Annotated in this window: 15 protein-coding genes; 4 read left to right on the forward strand and 11 right to left on the reverse strand. The window is 35.8% G+C overall.

Going from position 1 to position 15,639, the window contains the following annotated elements; translation table 11 throughout:
* Positions 1-162 precede the first annotated feature (162 nt).
* From CQ046_RS06000 to CQ046_RS06010, 3 genes are all read right to left on the reverse strand, one after another.
* A complete protein-coding gene (locus tag CQ046_RS06000) occupies positions 163-1,725 on the reverse strand; it encodes a hypothetical protein (RefSeq protein ID WP_105701380.1) in 1,563 nt (520 codons plus the stop codon).
* Positions 1,726-1,924: 199 nt separating this feature from the next.
* Positions 1,925-2,971, reverse strand: coding sequence for an HlyD family secretion protein (locus tag CQ046_RS06005; protein WP_105701381.1), 1,047 nt, complete (start codon positions 2,969-2,971; stop codon positions 1,925-1,927).
* A gap of 5 nt (positions 2,972-2,976) precedes the next feature.
* Positions 2,977-4,233, reverse strand: coding sequence for a TolC family protein (locus tag CQ046_RS06010; RefSeq protein ID WP_105701382.1), 1,257 nt, complete (start codon positions 4,231-4,233; stop codon positions 2,977-2,979).
* Positions 4,234-4,447: 214 nt separating this feature from the next.
* Between CQ046_RS06010 and CQ046_RS06015 the strand changes: the two genes are divergently transcribed.
* Complete coding sequence (locus CQ046_RS06015) at positions 4,448-5,251, forward strand: helix-turn-helix domain-containing protein (protein ID WP_105701383.1); 804 nt, start codon at positions 4,448-4,450, stop codon at positions 5,249-5,251.
* Positions 5,252-5,542: 291 nt separating this feature from the next.
* Here the strand turns inward: CQ046_RS06015 and rplI are convergent, their stop codons facing one another.
* From rplI to CQ046_RS06055, 8 genes are all read right to left on the reverse strand, one after another.
* Positions 5,543-6,046 (reverse strand): 50S ribosomal protein L9, encoded by a 504-nt coding sequence (gene rplI, locus CQ046_RS06020; protein WP_105701384.1) that lies wholly within the window; start codon positions 6,044-6,046, stop codon positions 5,543-5,545.
* 110 nt (positions 6,047-6,156) lie between these two features.
* Positions 6,157-6,459, reverse strand: a complete 303-nt coding sequence (gene rpsR, locus CQ046_RS06025; RefSeq protein ID WP_034706728.1) for a 30S ribosomal protein S18 — start codon at positions 6,457-6,459, stop codon at positions 6,157-6,159.
* Positions 6,460-6,491: 32 nt separating this feature from the next.
* On the reverse strand, positions 6,492-6,833 hold the full coding sequence (gene rpsF / locus CQ046_RS06030) for a 30S ribosomal protein S6 (RefSeq protein WP_105701385.1): 342 nt from the start codon (positions 6,831-6,833) through the stop codon (positions 6,492-6,494).
* Between the two features lie 146 nt (positions 6,834-6,979).
* Positions 6,980-8,332: a chloride channel protein gene (locus tag CQ046_RS06035; protein WP_105701386.1), complete on the reverse strand. Its 1,353-nt coding sequence runs from the start codon at positions 8,330-8,332 to the stop codon at positions 6,980-6,982.
* A 42-nt stretch (positions 8,333-8,374) separates the two neighbouring features.
* On the reverse strand, positions 8,375-8,983 hold the full coding sequence (locus tag CQ046_RS06040) for a hypothetical protein (RefSeq protein WP_105701387.1): 609 nt from the start codon (positions 8,981-8,983) through the stop codon (positions 8,375-8,377).
* Positions 8,984-9,244: 261 nt separating this feature from the next.
* Complete coding sequence (locus CQ046_RS06045; RefSeq protein ID WP_105701388.1) at positions 9,245-10,678, reverse strand: serine hydrolase; 1,434 nt, start codon at positions 10,676-10,678, stop codon at positions 9,245-9,247.
* A gap of 155 nt (positions 10,679-10,833) precedes the next feature.
* Positions 10,834-12,138, reverse strand: a complete 1,305-nt coding sequence (locus CQ046_RS06050) for a dihydrolipoamide acetyltransferase family protein (RefSeq protein ID WP_105701389.1) — start codon at positions 12,136-12,138, stop codon at positions 10,834-10,836.
* A 63-nt stretch (positions 12,139-12,201) separates the two neighbouring features.
* Positions 12,202-13,029, reverse strand: coding sequence for an S-adenosyl-l-methionine hydroxide adenosyltransferase family protein (locus CQ046_RS06055; protein ID WP_105701390.1), 828 nt, complete (start codon positions 13,027-13,029; stop codon positions 12,202-12,204).
* A gap of 132 nt (positions 13,030-13,161) precedes the next feature.
* On the opposite strand from CQ046_RS06055, the gene CQ046_RS06060 reads away from it, so the two are divergent.
* From CQ046_RS06060 to CQ046_RS06070, 3 genes are all read left to right on the forward strand, one after another.
* Positions 13,162-14,121: a PhoH family protein gene (locus CQ046_RS06060; protein ID WP_105701391.1), complete on the forward strand. Its 960-nt coding sequence runs from the start codon at positions 13,162-13,164 to the stop codon at positions 14,119-14,121.
* Between the two features lie 119 nt (positions 14,122-14,240).
* Positions 14,241-14,906, forward strand: a complete 666-nt coding sequence (locus CQ046_RS06065; RefSeq protein ID WP_105701392.1) for a porin family protein — start codon at positions 14,241-14,243, stop codon at positions 14,904-14,906.
* 145 nt (positions 14,907-15,051) lie between these two features.
* Complete coding sequence (locus CQ046_RS06070; protein ID WP_105701393.1) at positions 15,052-15,552, forward strand: hypothetical protein; 501 nt, start codon at positions 15,052-15,054, stop codon at positions 15,550-15,552.
* The last annotated feature ends 87 nt before the right edge of the window (positions 15,553-15,639 follow it).

Consider the following 15,639-nt stretch of genomic DNA (forward strand, 5'->3'; position numbering starts at 1 on the left):
TGGAGCCGGAAGATGGGAAGAGGGAAGATAATCTTAGCCGTTTGGATACAAAGAGTCATTATGAGAAAAGTTGTTAATCGTTTTAGTAACGATCAAAGTGTGCTCTAATTGGTATTGGAGACTTCAAGAGCTTCGATCTTCCAGCCTCTAGCTTCCTTCCTTCTACATAATATTCCTCACTGCTATTTTTACAGGATGGTAAAGCAACAGACCAATTGCTGTAACAAGCGCCAGCCAGAATAATCCTGTGAAAATTTCCATATTGGAAAGGAGAATAGACTGAGCCGTTATTTTAGCTTTAAAGGCTCCTGCTGTCATGGATAGAGAATCATTAACTGAAAGTTTGGAAATATTAGCTCCGAAAAGTTGATTCCATTGACTGTAAAAAACAGGATTGATATCAGTAAAGTTGACGCTGAGTGTATCAGAATGTTTTAATGTTAAAAATAACATCAGATTCTGCATCAGGGCATATCCGATAGTGGTAGTCCAGAAACGGGTTGTTGTTCCCATTGCTGTAGCATTAGCCACATATTCTTCCGGAGTTCCCGAAATCAAAAAGAAAACGAGGGGGGTAAATAACAATCCCTGAGCAACTCCCTGCAGAAATAATGGCGGACAGATCATAGAAAGGGTAGTGTCAGGATAAAAAGTATAGGTAAACCATGCACAGTCAATGGCCAGTAACAGAAAGCCTGTAAAGAAAACAATTCTTGAGGAAATCCCGCGAACAAGACAAATTCCCGATAATACTATTCCCAAAAGAGTTCCTGCAACATTCCAGTACTGGATGTTCACAATATAATCCCAAGGCCATTTCCAAACCGTAGCCATGATGCTGTAGACATTATTCAGTCCGGAGCGGATCAGGTAAAAAATGAAAAAAAGAATCATTCCGGCAATCACATTTTTTGAACTGAAAACTTCGAAATGAAATAACGGTCTTTTAGAATTTCTTTGTTTAAGCATAAATAATCCCCCTGAAAGAAGAAAGATAAACAGACACATGATAATGGTGTCAGATTCGAACCACATCAATCTTTTCCCATAAATAATAGCATAACCGCCCGCCTGCAGACATACCCAAAGTAAAAACCAGCTGGTAATATCCAATTGGTACAAAGGTTTTTTAGGAAAGAATCTGTTTTTGTTGAACAGGGCAATACCAATAATCAGGACAAACACATGAAAATAGACCATCATCAGGATCATATGCTGGAAATCGTAATCTTCGATGCTTGATTTAAGCAGGGAAGTGGTAATGGTTCCTCCGGTCAGCATGATGGTATACATGAAAAGGTAGGCGAGAACTTTGGCGTGTTTTGTTTTTAATTCTGCAATAATCAGAGGCAGGAAAATAGCACCTTCCAGTAGCCCGAAAATTCCCTCTAAAAACCGGATCACCAATATAACATGATAATCATTGGTCACTGATAAGATGTAAAGAATAATAACGGAAATAGAAGCCATCAGTAATACATAATATTTGACACTGAAATAGGCCATAAATCTTTGCAAAACTAAAAGGGTAACCACAAATGTCCCGTACATCAAAATCATTAAATACTGGATGTCATCTGAATCTACATCCATGAAAGAAGATGTGAAGGCGCTGTTTGAATGTAAAAGCGACAACAACATCAGGTGGGGAAACAATGCCAGTATAAGAAGTGGCAGTTTCAGCCATTGTGGTACCCATTTATGATAAACTGTATTATGCTGCATAATTTTTATGAAGAACAAAAATGCAAAAAGACAAAGGGCAAAGATGTAAATAAGTAAAAGGTAAAATGGCAAAAATGCTTAAGAAAAAATTAGCACATTCGCTATTTTGCGGTTTGTCTTTTCGCTAAAAAAATAATTTAATTGTAAAATTTGAGATAGGTTGATTCTAAGTTAATTTCGCACTCTAAAACCCTCAAACTCATATCTTCCTCGCACTCACCAGAACATTCATCCCGGAAAGTAGTTTTTCGTTGTCTTTATTGTTATCCAGTATAATTTTCACAGGAAATCTCTGCTCGATTTTCACAAAGTTTCCGGTTGCATTATCGGGCTTTACTAATGAAAACTGAGATCCTGAAGCAGGTGAAACAGAAAGTATTTTTCCTTTAAATTCAACATCAGGATAAGCATCCGCTGTAATAATTACTTCCTGGCTTTGGTCAATCTGCCCAAGCTGTGTCTCCTTGTAATTGGCAATGATCCATTTCTCTTTGCTAACCATTTGTACCAGAGCCTGACCTTCTTTAATCAGCTGTCCTTCCTGAATGGTCTTTTTTCCTACCCATCCGTCATAAGGAGCGGTAATCACTGTGTAAGAAAGATAGAGTTTAGCATTGTTAAGACTTGCTGAACTCTGCTGAATCTGGCTTTTTACAGGAGCCACTTTAGTCTGCTGCTCACTGGCTCCAGCTCTTACTGCATTTTTCTGCTGTTCCAATGCTAAAAGATTAGCTTTTGACTGTTCATAAGAAGCTTTCACATTCTCAAATTCCTGTTCTGTAGCCGCATCTTCTGTCAAAAGGTTTTTATATCTTTTATAATCTTGTTCTGTTCTCCAGATATCAATTTTTGCGGAAGCAATTTTAGCATCAATGATCTTGGTATCACTTTCTTTGGTATTAACACCGCTTTCAATAGTGCTGATGGTTGCTGCATTTGCATGAAGATTAGCTTCTGCCATATGTACCTGATTCACAAATTCTCTGTTGTCTATGACAATTAAAGTATCTCCTTTATATACAAATTGATTTTCGTTAAATTGTATTGATTTGATAAACCCTGAAACCTTGCTGGATACAGGCGTTATATATTGCTCAATCTGTGCATCATTTGTTGTAACATTTTTTCTCGAAAAAAGATAAAAGCTGACCATTCCCGTAATTCCGCTGATGATCAGGATCCAGGCCAGTAAAGTAATGGACTTGTTGATTCTTTTTTCCTTTTGTGTCAATTGTTTCTGTGCCATAGTTTTTATAAGTTTCCAATCGTATATTGGAGTTGGTAATATTTAAGTTGTCTGTTGATTTTTACGGAAATAAGATTAGATTCTGCTTCCAGATAAGTATTATCAGCGTCGATCAGTTCAGTGATAAGGCTTAGCTTATTGGCATATTTTGTTCTTACGATACGGTAGTTTTCCTTAGCCTGATTAATCGCCTCTTCAGCAATTTTTACCTTCTGGTCTGTCTCTTCAAACTTTTTATAAGCTTCATATACATTATGTCTTACATTTTCCTCGTTTTCTTCTATCTGAAGTTTGGCCAGGTCAATATTTTCCCGTGATTCCTGCATTCTGTACTTATTTTTGTATAGATTTTCGATAGGATAAGTTAGGTTCACACCCACCATTCCCAGACGATATGCATAGGGTTCGGGAGGAAAGAACATCATATTCGGATACTTTAAAAAATATTCTCCACCAGCGGTAATTTTGGGTAAATAATTTGCTTTGGTAATCTTTTGATCCAGTTCCTTTAATGAAAGGTTTTTATGAGTGATTTCAACAGATTCATTTTTGTTTAAAGCGGTTTCTGTCAGTTCATCCAAATAAGGAATCGAAGCATTGTCCGAAATAAGATCTTCCGTATTCACATGCATTTCCTGACTTTCCGGAAGCGAAAGAATCGTTTTCAGTTTATGCTCCGCAATCTGAATATCATTATCCAGTTCTGTCCAGCTCATTTTATGATTAGAAAGCTGTAGCGAGGTTCTTAAGACTTCATTTACAGTAACAACACCGTTGGCCTTCAGAACTTTTACTTGCTTAATATTGACAGAATCTTCATTCATTTTATCATTAATAAGACTCTGCTGTTCTTTTAAGTGATGAATCTGCAGAAAAGCAGTAATGATAGCCATTTTAAGCTGTCTCTCATCCAAATGCGTTTTTAAAGCTGAAATTTCAGTATCAATAGCCGCTTTCTTCTCTGTATTTTTGATTTTGCCACCCATGTACACCGGAATGGAAGCAGATAAGGTAAAATCATACATCCCATTGATCACATCATACTTGGTGGCTTTATTAAATACGCCATTCTGATGCTGAAACAGGTTGGTTACCTGATTGTAGCTTGTATGAAATTCAATGTCCGGAAGTTTTTCCATTTTGAGGTCTTTCTCTTTGGTAACGGACATTTCCTGTTTCAGATGACTTATCTGTATGTTTTTGTTGTTTTTCAGACCAATCTCTACAGCTTGTTGTAAACTGAGATGTAGGTAATCTATCATCTGTGAATGTAAAAAGTTGCTCAATAATAAGCACAACGCAATGCACAGATATTGGCCCGCGTTCAATATGATATTCATAAATTAATTAAAGGATTTTTGCTAAAATGATTTTGATGCAGCAAAGTTACGATGAGCCGCCACAGACTCTATTTGTGAAAACAGAAAAAGATTTGCTCATTTACGCCAATTTGAAAATTCTTCTTACCTTTATGGGATGAACAACAGCCATTTTAAAGAAGTAGAAGAAGATGATACCGAATTTTATGTTTATCATGTCCTTACCGGAAATGTTACTACAGAGATTCATTATCACAGTTCTGCACAATTAGTATATGCAGAAGGCGGTATTGTACATGTTTTTACTGATCAGAAGCACTGGTATCTTCCTGCGAGATGTTTTATGTGGATTCCCGCCGGAACCCCTCATTATATTTTTTCTACCAGTCCTAAAGTGGATTTATATAATTTTTATTTTAAAAAAGAAGAAGGTGAAAATGGCTTCTTTGATGAAATTAACATTTATTCTGTTAATGATTTACTCAGAGACATGATTTTGTATACTAAAGAATGGGATGGGAAAATCACAAAAAATGATACTTCTAAATATTTTTTTCTCAAAGCGCTGAAAGGCGTTTTACAAGAGAAAGAATACAAACATCTTGCGTTTCCAATACAGCATCCTTTTCCTAAAGATGAAACATTATTGAAGATTGCACGATATATTCATGCCAACCTTGAAAAGCCCCTTACTATCGAATCTACAGCAAAAGAATTCGGAATGAGTACAAGAACCCTATCAAGGAAATTTAAGGAGATTTTGGGCATGAATTACATCCGTTTTCTAAGAGCATTAAGAATTACCCGTTCACTTGAGCTAATGCTGGAAGATAAATACAATATGTACGAAATAGCAATGATGGTAGGGTACAACAGTCTGTCGTCTTTCAGCAATATTTTTAAAAAGATAATTGGTATTGCTCCTACGGAATATCAGCGGAAACTGAGGGGAAACCGGTAGTTGGGTTGGAGGGTTTTAGAGTAGGAGAGTTGTGAAGTGCAGGTTTTGTAATACATAATAAGATCCTTTGATCTCTCTTATGTTGTATTTGAACGATGTGAATCTGGGAGGAAGTTTATTGTATGCATAATATCAATTAGGATTTCCTATATTCCCCTTTCTTGAAGGGGTGGATTTTTGCAAAGCAAAAAGACGGGGTAGTCATATGCATAATCCTTCCGAACTATATACAAAAAAACCACTTCAAATAAATTGAAGTGGTCTGTATTGTGAGAAAATCTCAGTCGCTTATTAAGCTTCTTCAGATTTAACTTCTTCTTTTTTAGCAGCAGGAGCAGCTACAACTGGAGCGTCAGATACGATATCGAATTCGAAATTGTACTCAACGTTTCTATGTAATCTGATGTTAGCTGTTACTTTACCAGTTCTCTTAATAGTGTTCCCTGGAATTTTGATGTATTTCTTCTCTACAGAAACTCCAGCTTTAGCAAGAGCAGCAGAAAGATCTGCATTGTTGATAGATCCGAATAGTTTATCACCAGAACCTACTTTTGCAGGAATAGTGATAGAAGTTTTCTTCAATTGCTCAACTACAGCGTTAGCAGCAGCGATTAATTTAGCTTCTTCTTCTTTTCTAGCTTCTAAAGTAGCTTCTAGAGCTGCTTTGTTTTTAGGTGTAGCTAAAAGTGCAATTCCTTGAGGAAGTAAAAAGTTTCTAGCATAACCTGGCTTTACGCTTACTGTATCAAACTCAAGTCCTAAGTTTTCTACGTCTTGTTTTAGGATGATATCCATTGTTGTTGTCCTTTTTTGGGATTTTAGAGTGATCTAAAATCAAGTTAGAATTAATTATTTATTCAGCAACAAAAGAAGAGGGAGACCTCTTCTTTTATTTATTTTTTGTCTTATTTCAATAAGTCAGCTACGTAAGGTAGTAAAGAAAGGTGTCTTGCTCTTTTGATAGCAGCAGAAACTTTTCTTTGGTATTTTAAAGAAGTTCCAGTGTATCTTCTTGGTAAGATTTTACCTTGCTCGTTTACAAATTGTAATAAGAAATCAGCATCTTTGTAGTCAACGTGCTTAATTCCGTATTTTTTGAATCTACAATATTTCTTTTCAGATTTTGTATTGATATCAAGTGGAGTAAGGAATTTTACTTCTGATTCTCCTCCAGCTGAGGCTTGTTTAGCCATTTCATCTATTGCCATGTCTTGTCTTTTTTAAAAAATAGGGTTAATAATTAAGCTTTAGCTGCTTTTACTTTTGCTCTTCTTGTTACAGCATATTCAATAGCATGCTTGTCAAGTTTTGTAGTAAGGTAACGGATTACTCTTTCGTCACGCTTAAATGCTAATTCTAAATCAGCAACTACAGTACCTTCACCTTTAAACTCGATTAAAGTATAGAACCCATTCTTTTTCAATTGGATAGGGTAAGCTAACTTTTTCAATCCCCAATTTTCTTTAGCAACGATTTCGCAGTTCTTTTCTTTGATAAGATCTACATACTTGTTCACTGCTTCCTCTACCTGTGCCTCAGATAGAACGGGAGTTAAAATGAAAACAGTTTCGTAATTGTTCATAATGTTAAATGAATTTGTTAATTATTTCGAGGTGCAAAAGTAGAAAATATATTTCTTATATACAAGAATATTGAAGGAAAATGAGTAGAAATGTCTTCTTATTTAATAACTGCTGCTTAAAATTTCTAAGTTGAACCATCTTAGAATTAATCTTTCTCTCTCAACTCCTTTAGAAAATTCACCTTCAAAACATCATACAAAGAATGTCTGCTTACAAGGATCGAAGCAATGGAAGATACCATTCCGGCAAGCATTAAGTGAAATATCAATGAGTGTCTGTCCGTCATTTCCAGCACAATAATAGCTGAAGTAAACGGAGCTCTCGTAATTCCGGTAAGAAAAGCTACCATTCCGGCAAGGATTACCACATTGGTTTCATTCGGAGTTAAATGAATAACCCCTGAAATAACAGAACCTATACTTGCCCCCGCAGTAAGAGCCGGAGCGAAAATTCCGCCAGCACCTCCTGACGTGAAAGAAAGGGCAGGGCCCAGCATTCTCAAAATTGGAACATACCAGTCTTCGTGTTTATCTTTGGTAAATAGAACACGCTCCATAATTTCCTTTCCGGAGCCCAGAATCTCTCTGTTGATGAAATAAGCAATGGAAGCAATAATTAAAGCAGAAATGATCAGGAAAACGACATTGGCTTTATCTGTTTTCAGTTTTTTCTTCTTCCAACAATTGATTTTAAGCATAATAACCGAGAGCTGACTGGCCAAAATACCAGCAGTACCTGCAACAAGCATGATCGGAAACATCACCATTAAAGAAACATCATTGGTCTTCGGATACCCCAGATATAAATAAGATCCTGCTAGCGTTTGAGCGGTGAGACCAGCAATAATGACTGCTGTAAACAAAGCGGTTTTAAAATAATTGATGTGGGTTTTTGACAACTCTTCCACAGCAAAAACAATTCCTCCAAGCGGAGTATTGAATGCTGCTGCCAGTCCGGCCGCTGCGCCTGTCATGATCATGTTTTTCTTAGAGATCTTCGGCCACCATTCAGGAAGATATTCATTTACCTTTCTGAAAACAGAGCCTGCAATTTGAATCGTAGGACCTTCACGTCCTACTGCACCTCCTCCGATGACCAGAATAACAGAGGACAGAATTTTAAAAAAGATGATTTTAATACTTAAAAGATTCCTGATTTTACGATGCTCTTTTGGATTAGCCAATTCTACAGCTGCCATCACCTGTGGAATACCACTTCCTTTAGCATTGGGAGCGAATTCTTTCACCAGCCACCATGACAAAACAAATCCAATAGGAGCAATAATGAAAATCATCCATGCATGCCAGTCAAAAATAAAATTCATCAGATGTTCACCCCAGGCAAATATCTGTGCATACAAAACGGCAAAAAAACCTGTAATCACAGAACCTATCCAAAAAGGAATAGCCTGAAGGAGATTGTTCTTCAGTTGTTCATTCCGGATATTATCGAAGGAATTTTTAAGAGATTTTTTGATGAGGGCGAAAATTTTCAGCATTTGTTAATTTAGAGGTGTAAAAGTACGTGATTTTTACAGATTTTATATTTCTTCCAGAAATTTTGAAACCATCTCAGCATTTTCAACGGTAAGTTCCTTGGGTAAACCGAAACTTATAATATTGTTTTTGACTACAAGTTTAAAATCTTCATCAGGAAAGGACTTTATTACGTCTTTTCTTCTGTTATCTAAAAATGACATGGTTTTGTACGGATCATTTCCGATCACATAAAAATCTTTAAAACCCTTATTATCTTTAAAATTAATGTTAAAATGACTGAAAATTCCAGCTACTTTATCAGCGAGGCTTTTTTTATTGACAGAAATGAATCCAAAATCATTGTCAGTTTTTTTTAATCCCCAAATCTGCAGTGTATCAAGTTGGTTGTCCGCACGTGCTCCTCTGGAAGTGGTTCCCCCTTTATTGACAATAAAAAGATAAAAAGAATAGGCTTTATTCTTATCTGTTACAAAATAGCAAATCTTAGGTATAAATAATGGAGACAGGTCATTTTGCTCCGATTTGAACTGGTTATAGGGAGAGTTTTCAATATCAATCACAGAAATATCATATATTTCAAAAAGCTTATCGTACACTTTAGAAATTAATTTCTCTTCTTCATTCGAAAAATCAAAAAGCTTGGTTATCATATCTTAATTTAAGTTGGATTGGAGTAAATAGTTTGTTTTAAAATTAATACTAATAACTTAAACTTCCAAGAAAGTGATCGGAATGTAAATATGGACTTATTTAAATTATTAATATTTTATTAAATTGACATTTTGTTTGAATTATATTTAAAATTAAAAATCAAATAGTATGAGTTTTTAATAAAATGAATAATGTTTAAATCAAATAAAAAATCCCAACTTTCGTCAGGACTTTATGTATTGAATGAATGTCAATTTTAATTAATTTTTCTGAGTCATAAGATTTTCTATTTTCTTAATCATGTCAGAACCATTGTTGTTCTGAGGGTTCAGTTCAAGGGATTTTTTATAATTTTTTAGCGCCAAAGGATAGTTCTTAGCTTTGAAATATCCTTCTCCCAGGCTGTCGAAAGCATTCCCGGATTGTGGGTGTTCCTTTGCGTTGAGTTCAAAAACTTTAACTGCTTCATCAATTCTTGAATTTCCCATTAAAATATAGCCAATATTATTCAATGTTCCGTCAAAATCCCATTTTGGATTTTGGGCCTTAATAGCATAGTAGTTTTTTTCTGCGTTTGGATTGTTGGCTTTGGCAAATCCGGCAATAATGGATTCCTCAGCGATAGAATAAGTATCGGTCAGGTTTTTATCAATGATGGATGCAACATGATTAACAATATGATACTGAGCCGGGAAAAAATTATACCCGTTCGACATCATAATAATAGCCATATTATTTTGCGGGAAGACCCTGTAAGCACTAACGTTCCCACCGGAAAAACCATAAGATGGAATATCATTCGCTTTATTAATCTCCCAGCCATAAGCAAAAACGTCTTTTTTGTTGCTGTACTCAAATGCCTTCCACATCATTTCTTTTGTCTTTGGATTCAAAAAATCATTATTGCTGAGATGGCTGCTCCATTGTAAAAAGGCAGGGAGGGTAATGGCTAATCCGTTTCCGGAATGTGATCTCACACCGTTGTCAAATAGCGTTTTCTCATATTGTTTTGTTTGATTGTTGTAGTTGTATTTTTGAACCCTGTTGGGAATCTGCTCAAGAGAATTTGATGAGAAATAAACCTGATTTTTCGAATCAGAAAATTGATTGTTAATGATAAAATTATCGAAAGACTGTCCTGTAATCTTTTCAATAATCATGGTAAGGAGCATATAATTTGTTTGATTGTATCTGAATTCATTTCCTGTTTTAAATTCCATTTTTTCTTTGGAAAGACGTTCAATCACTTTTGCATTGGAATCACTCACCGGAATATCTTCGAAAGCGATAAAATTTGGAATTCCGGAAGAATGCGTTAATAGGTTTTTTACTTTTACTTCCTGCCACTCTTTGGGAAAATTTTCAACATATTTGGAGACGTTATCTTCCAAAGATAGCTTTCCCTGCTCAATCAGTTGGAAAATGCCGACATTGGCTGTTAATTTTGAAGTAGAGTAGATCCTGAACATTGAAGTTGGACTTACTTTTTTTAGATCTTCCAGATTTTCGGTTCCATAATATTGCTCGAAAATTACTTTACCATCTTTTATAATTCCAACAGCTAATCCAGGAATTTTATTGTTTTTCATGGCCTCTTTTACATAGCTGTCAATCATTTTAGACTGATTGGTTTGCTGTGAAAAAGCCGTTGTGGAAATGTGTAATGCAAATGCTGCAAGAAGGATATGTTTCATTTGTTGATAGTTCAAGGTTATACTTTTCATATAAGACAACTGAGTGATGGCCTCTGTTACATTGTAGACCTTTTTTCCAACAAAAAAACCTCCGATTAAATCGAAGGTTTAGTATTTAAAATCAACAAAATTACTTATCGCTGATTACTCATTACTTATATTTCTGTGTTCAGATCCCAGTTTTCAAGGTAGTCGTGAACATGTTTCAGCATCATTCCTCCTAAAGACCCGTCTACCACTCTGTGGTCATAAGAGTGAGACATGAACATTAAGTTTCTGATCGCGATTACATCACCGTCAGCTGTTTCAAGAACTGCAGGCTTCTTAACGATCGCTCCGATGGCTAAAATAGCTACCTGAGGCTGAGGAATAATTGGTGTTCCCATAAGGTTTCCGAAGCTTCCTACGTTAGAGATTGTATACGTTGCACCCTGAGTATCTTCTGGTCTTAATTTTTTGTTTCTTGCTCTGTACGCTAAATCGTTGATTGCTTTTGCAAGACCGGAAAGTGATAACTGATCTGCATTTTTGATGACAGGAACAATAAGGTTTCCGTCCGGAAGGGCAGTAGCCATACCAATGTTGATGTTTTTCTTCTTGATGATGTTTTCACCATTTACAGAAACATTGATCATTGGGAAATCCTGGATTGCTTTCACAACAGCTTTTACAAAAATAGGCATAAACGTAAGTTTTTCACCTTCACGTTTTTCGAATACCGCTTTGTTTTTATTTCTCCATTTTACAACGTTGGTAACGTCTGTTTCAATGAACGAAGTAACGTGTGGAGCAATTTGTTTTGCTTTTACCATGTTTTCAGCGATGATCTTTCTCATTCTGTCCATTGGAATGATCTCATCACCTGCACTTACCGGAACCGTAGCTGCAGGAGCAGATACTGCTGGTTTTGGAGTAGAAGCTGCCTGTACCGGAGCTGCCTGAGCTGGCTGGCTTCCTCTGTTAGCAACATAAGCTAATATATCTTCTTTTGTAATTCTTCCTTCTAAACCGCTTCCTTTGATCGATTTCAGTTCAGTTTCAGAAATTTTTTCCTGTTGTGCGATAGATTTTACGAGTGGAGATAAATAAAGGTCTCCTGAGAATTCTACGTTTGAAGCAGCCACTGTTTGTAAAGGCTCTTCAATCGCTTTTAAAGTATCAGCATCCGGAGTCGCTGCCGGAGTTTCAGTTTTCACTTCTTCTGAAGCTGTGCCTTCTCCTTCAATTTCTAAAATAGCAATGGCTTCACCTACTTTTGCAACTTCATCTTTTTGCTTTAAAATTTTTACGATTTTCCCCGAAACTGGTGTCGGAACGTCTGAATCTACTTTATCTGTTGCAATTTCTACTACGGAGTCATCCTCCTTTACGTTATCACCTTCATTGAATAACCAAGTGATAATTGTCGCTTCCATAACACCTTCTCCCATGGAAGGAAGCAATAATTTGTATTCTGCCATTTTTGATTTTTAGATTTTGACAAATATATAAAAAAAATCGGTTTTTTTATGAAATATATAATCTTAGCTGAATTCAATATAAATATTTTCGCCTACATTCAGTCCAAACAGGCTTTTGGCGCCGTTTTTCTTGCTTCCTTTATAGATGGAAAGCTCTAATAATTGACTATCATTGAAGATTGCAGCAGACTGCCCATGGAATTCTGTCTCCCTTTCCCAGTCTGAAACCACTTCCGTATGGCTGGAAAATACTCTTGAAAGACTTAAATTCCTGAATTTTATGGTAAAACTGTTATAACCTTTACTGATATTCTCGAAAAAATCTTTGTTGATATTTGAGATTATATTTCCGAAATTATCAATATAGGTAACTTCACCAATGATCATCCCTTCTGATTCATTGTATACAGCTCTCGGGAACATCAGCTGTTTGGCCGACTGTATTTTTCGTCCTATTACTTCAGGAAGTCCGCCATTGGCAAGATGTACCGCTGCCGGTACAAAAATATCAGTAGAAGTAAAGTCGATAACATCATCAAAACGATTGTTCAGCGTGAGTTCATAGATCGCTTCCGGTTTAATATCAAAAAATATAAGGCTTAAAAGACCGTTGTCTGCAGCCAGAAAGTAAGATCCGTCGGCTTTATAGATGATATTCTTTCTTGATTTGTGGTAAAAACTGTCCACGGAAAGAATATGAATGCTTCCTTTAGGAAAATATTTATAAGCATTTCTTACAATATACGAAGTTTGTATAAGGTTGAATGCCTGGATGTCGTGGGTTATATCAATAATATTAACCTCAGGGTTTAGAGACAGAATTTTGCCTTTCACAGCAGCAACTCTGTAATCTAAATTTCCGAAATCCGAAGTAAGGGTAATAATTGACATGAGCAATTTCTAGAATAGTGTAGTATTGCAAAGTTATTTAAAATAAAAAGAATGCCCGAAAGATTGTTGAAAAGAATTTGATATAAATTGAAAAAAAGCTTTAATTTTAAAATCTAAAAATAAAAATACTGCATGTTTGAATTGACATATGATTTGGAAGATATCGATGCGAAAATCTTCTATGGAGTTAATAACCAATTTTTCAACTTAATAAAATCAAGCTTTCCGACCATTAAAATTACAGGAAGAGATCACGTTATCTTTGCCATGGGAAATCAGGAAGCTTTAGACATACTAAAGCAAAAACTGAATGATATTGTCAGTTTTATCTCCAAAAACAATTCAATAGGACTGAAAGATGTCGAAAATATATTGAATATTAAAGATGAAAACGAGAAACAGCTTGTTTTCGATCAGGATATTATCGTAAAGGGAGTTAACGGAAAAATTATTAAAGCGAAGACGACCAATCTTAAAAAGCTTGTAAAAGAAACGGAGAAAAAGGATATGGTTTTTGCCATTGGACCGGCAGGTACCGGAAAAACATATACCAGTGTAGCATTGGCAGCAAGAGCTTTGAGAGATAAAGAAGTGAAAAGAATTATCCTGACAAGACCGGCTGTAGAAGCAGGGGAGAGTCTGGGATTCCTTCCTGGTGATCTTAAAGAGAAGCTGGATCCGTATTTACAGCCTTTATATGATGCACTACGTGATATGATTCCTCATGAAAAACTTGAGGGTTTCATGGAGAAAAAGGTGATTGAAGTAGCACCATTGGCTTTTATGAGAGGACGTACACTGGATGATGCGTTTGTGATTCTTGATGAAGCACAGAATACCACGCATGCACAGATGAAAATGTTCCTTACCAGAATGGGTATGAATGCTAAGTTCATTATCACAGGGGATCCAAGCCAGATTGACCTTCCGAAAAATCAACAGTCCGGACTGAAAGAAGCAATGAGGATTTTAAATGGGGTAAAAGAAATTGGTTTTGTGCATCTTACAGAAGAAGACGTAGTAAGACACCCTGTAGTAAGAAAGATCATCCTTGCTTATAACGATGAAGATAAAAGAGTGAGAAATGACTAGATCTGAATGAGTAAAAGTTTCTATTAACCTTTTATTAACCTTAAATTGTTTGGTTAAAATTTGTTAATTTGAAAAAAATAATTAGTTTTGCAGTCCTTAAATGTAAAAACTAACTAAACATGAAAAAACTTTTACTAGTTGCAGCAGTTGCTGTTATGGGAATTTCTGCCAACGCACAAGAATTTCGATTTGGTCCAAAAGCCGGATACTCTTACTCTACCATTAAATTGAAAGGTGACGGACAGTCTGAAACTTCAGATCCTGTACATACATTTTATATTGGTGGTATCGCTGAATATAAACTGAGTGATAAATTTGCGCTACAAGGGGAACTTTTATATTCTCCACTAGGAGGAAAAGTAAACGTAGCTGAAGCTGATCCGGATGATCCGACTACTTTTTTAAATGTGAAAGCAAAGCAGACTTATCATACTTTATTAGTACCTATCTCTGCTAAGTATTTTATCACTGAAGGGTTATCAGTTTCTGCAGGAGCAAGCTTCGGAGTTATTCTTTCTGCTAAGCAAAAGCTTACGGCTGATTTTGGATTCGGAATTCCTGGATTCGAGATTGATGCTAATGACGAAAGAGATATCAAAGATCAAATGAATACATTGAATATCGCTCCATTCCTTGGTGCTGAATATGCATTGGAAAACGGATTGTTCTTTGATGCAAGATATAACCTTGGTGTTTCTAACCTTGCTAAGCATGCAGAAGGAAATGAGAAGTTGACAAACAGCTTTGTACAAGTAGGTGTAGGTTTCAAATTCGGAGGAAACTAATCTGAAAATATTATCAAGAAATAATAAAAAAAAGCAGGACAATTTTGTTCTGCTTTTTTATTGTATAGTATTTCATTCATTTGATTTCTATATATGATGAAAAATAATTAGTATTTTTGCATCGTAATTTAAAGCTACTAAAAAAATGAAAAAACTATTATTACTAGGTGCTTTTGCACTTTTAGGAGGTGCTGCTCAAGCACAGGAAGGTTTTAAAATTGGAGGACATATTGGTATTCCTGTGTCTGATGCAAGTGATGTATCTTCATTTACATTAGGAGTAGACGCTGCTTATATGTGGAATATTGCTAAAGGTCTTGATCTTGGAGTAACTACAGGATATTCCCATTTCTTTGGAAAAGATCATTTTGATGATTTCGGATTTGTTCCTGTAGCGGTTTCCGGTAAATACAGATTCTCTGGAGCACCTATTTTTGTAGGATTAGATCTTGGGTATGGTATTTCTACTAAAGATGGAGTAGACGGTGGTTTTTATGCACAACCTAAATTTGGATATCAAATGTCTAAAGGAGAATTGTACATAGGGTACCAGTCAATCAGCAACAAGCGTGACCTTCCAGGATGGGGAAGCTACAGCTGGAATGTAGGCGCTGTAAACCTTGGTTATAATTTCTTTATAAAATAAGAACGCAATTGCATATTGAGAACTCCGGCCAAAGGCCGGAGTTCTTTTTGATACTTCATCAATAAGCTGCATAAATTTATTATCAGA

The sequence above is a fragment of the Chryseobacterium sp. MYb7 genome (genome assembly GCF_002979455.1).
Classification (GTDB): Bacteria; Bacteroidota; Bacteroidia; order Flavobacteriales; family Weeksellaceae; genus Chryseobacterium.

Bases quoted from the DNA above. Each gene is read 5' to 3' on its own strand.
- CQ046_RS06035 (WP_105701386.1), bottom strand. From the start codon at position 8,332: ATGCTGAAAATTTTCGCCCTCATCAAAAAATCTCTTAAAAATTCCTTC.
- CQ046_RS06040 (WP_105701387.1), bottom strand. From the start codon at position 8,983: ATGATAACCAAGCTTTTTGATTTTTCGAATGAAGAAGAGAAATTAATT.
- CQ046_RS06060 (WP_105701391.1), top strand. From the start codon at position 13,162: ATGTTTGAATTGACATATGATTTGGAAGATATCGATGCGAAAATCTTC.
- rplI (WP_105701384.1), bottom strand. From the start codon at position 6,046: ATGGATATCATCCTAAAACAAGACGTAGAAAACTTAGGACTTGAGTTT.
- rpsR (WP_034706728.1), bottom strand. From the start codon at position 6,459: ATGGCAATAGATGAAATGGCTAAACAAGCCTCAGCTGGAGGAGAATCA.
- CQ046_RS06050 (WP_105701389.1), bottom strand. From the start codon at position 12,138: ATGGCAGAATACAAATTATTGCTTCCTTCCATGGGAGAAGGTGTTATG.
- rpsF (WP_105701385.1), bottom strand. From the start codon at position 6,833: ATGAACAATTACGAAACTGTTTTCATTTTAACTCCCGTTCTATCTGAG.
- CQ046_RS06065 (WP_105701392.1), top strand. From the start codon at position 14,241: ATGAAAAAACTTTTACTAGTTGCAGCAGTTGCTGTTATGGGAATTTCT.
- CQ046_RS06045 (WP_105701388.1), bottom strand. From the start codon at position 10,678: ATGAAACATATCCTTCTTGCAGCATTTGCATTACACATTTCCACAACG.
- CQ046_RS06055 (WP_105701390.1), bottom strand. From the start codon at position 13,029: ATGTCAATTATTACCCTTACTTCGGATTTCGGAAATTTAGATTACAGA.
- CQ046_RS06005 (WP_105701381.1), bottom strand. From the start codon at position 2,971: ATGGCACAGAAACAATTGACACAAAAGGAAAAAAGAATCAACAAGTCC.
- CQ046_RS06010 (WP_105701382.1), bottom strand. From the start codon at position 4,233: ATGATAGATTACCTACATCTCAGTTTACAACAAGCTGTAGAGATTGGT.
- CQ046_RS06000 (WP_105701380.1), bottom strand. From the start codon at position 1,725: ATGCAGCATAATACAGTTTATCATAAATGGGTACCACAATGGCTGAAA.
- CQ046_RS06070 (WP_105701393.1), top strand. From the start codon at position 15,052: ATGAAAAAACTATTATTACTAGGTGCTTTTGCACTTTTAGGAGGTGCT.
- CQ046_RS06015 (WP_105701383.1), top strand. From the start codon at position 4,448: ATGAACAACAGCCATTTTAAAGAAGTAGAAGAAGATGATACCGAATTT.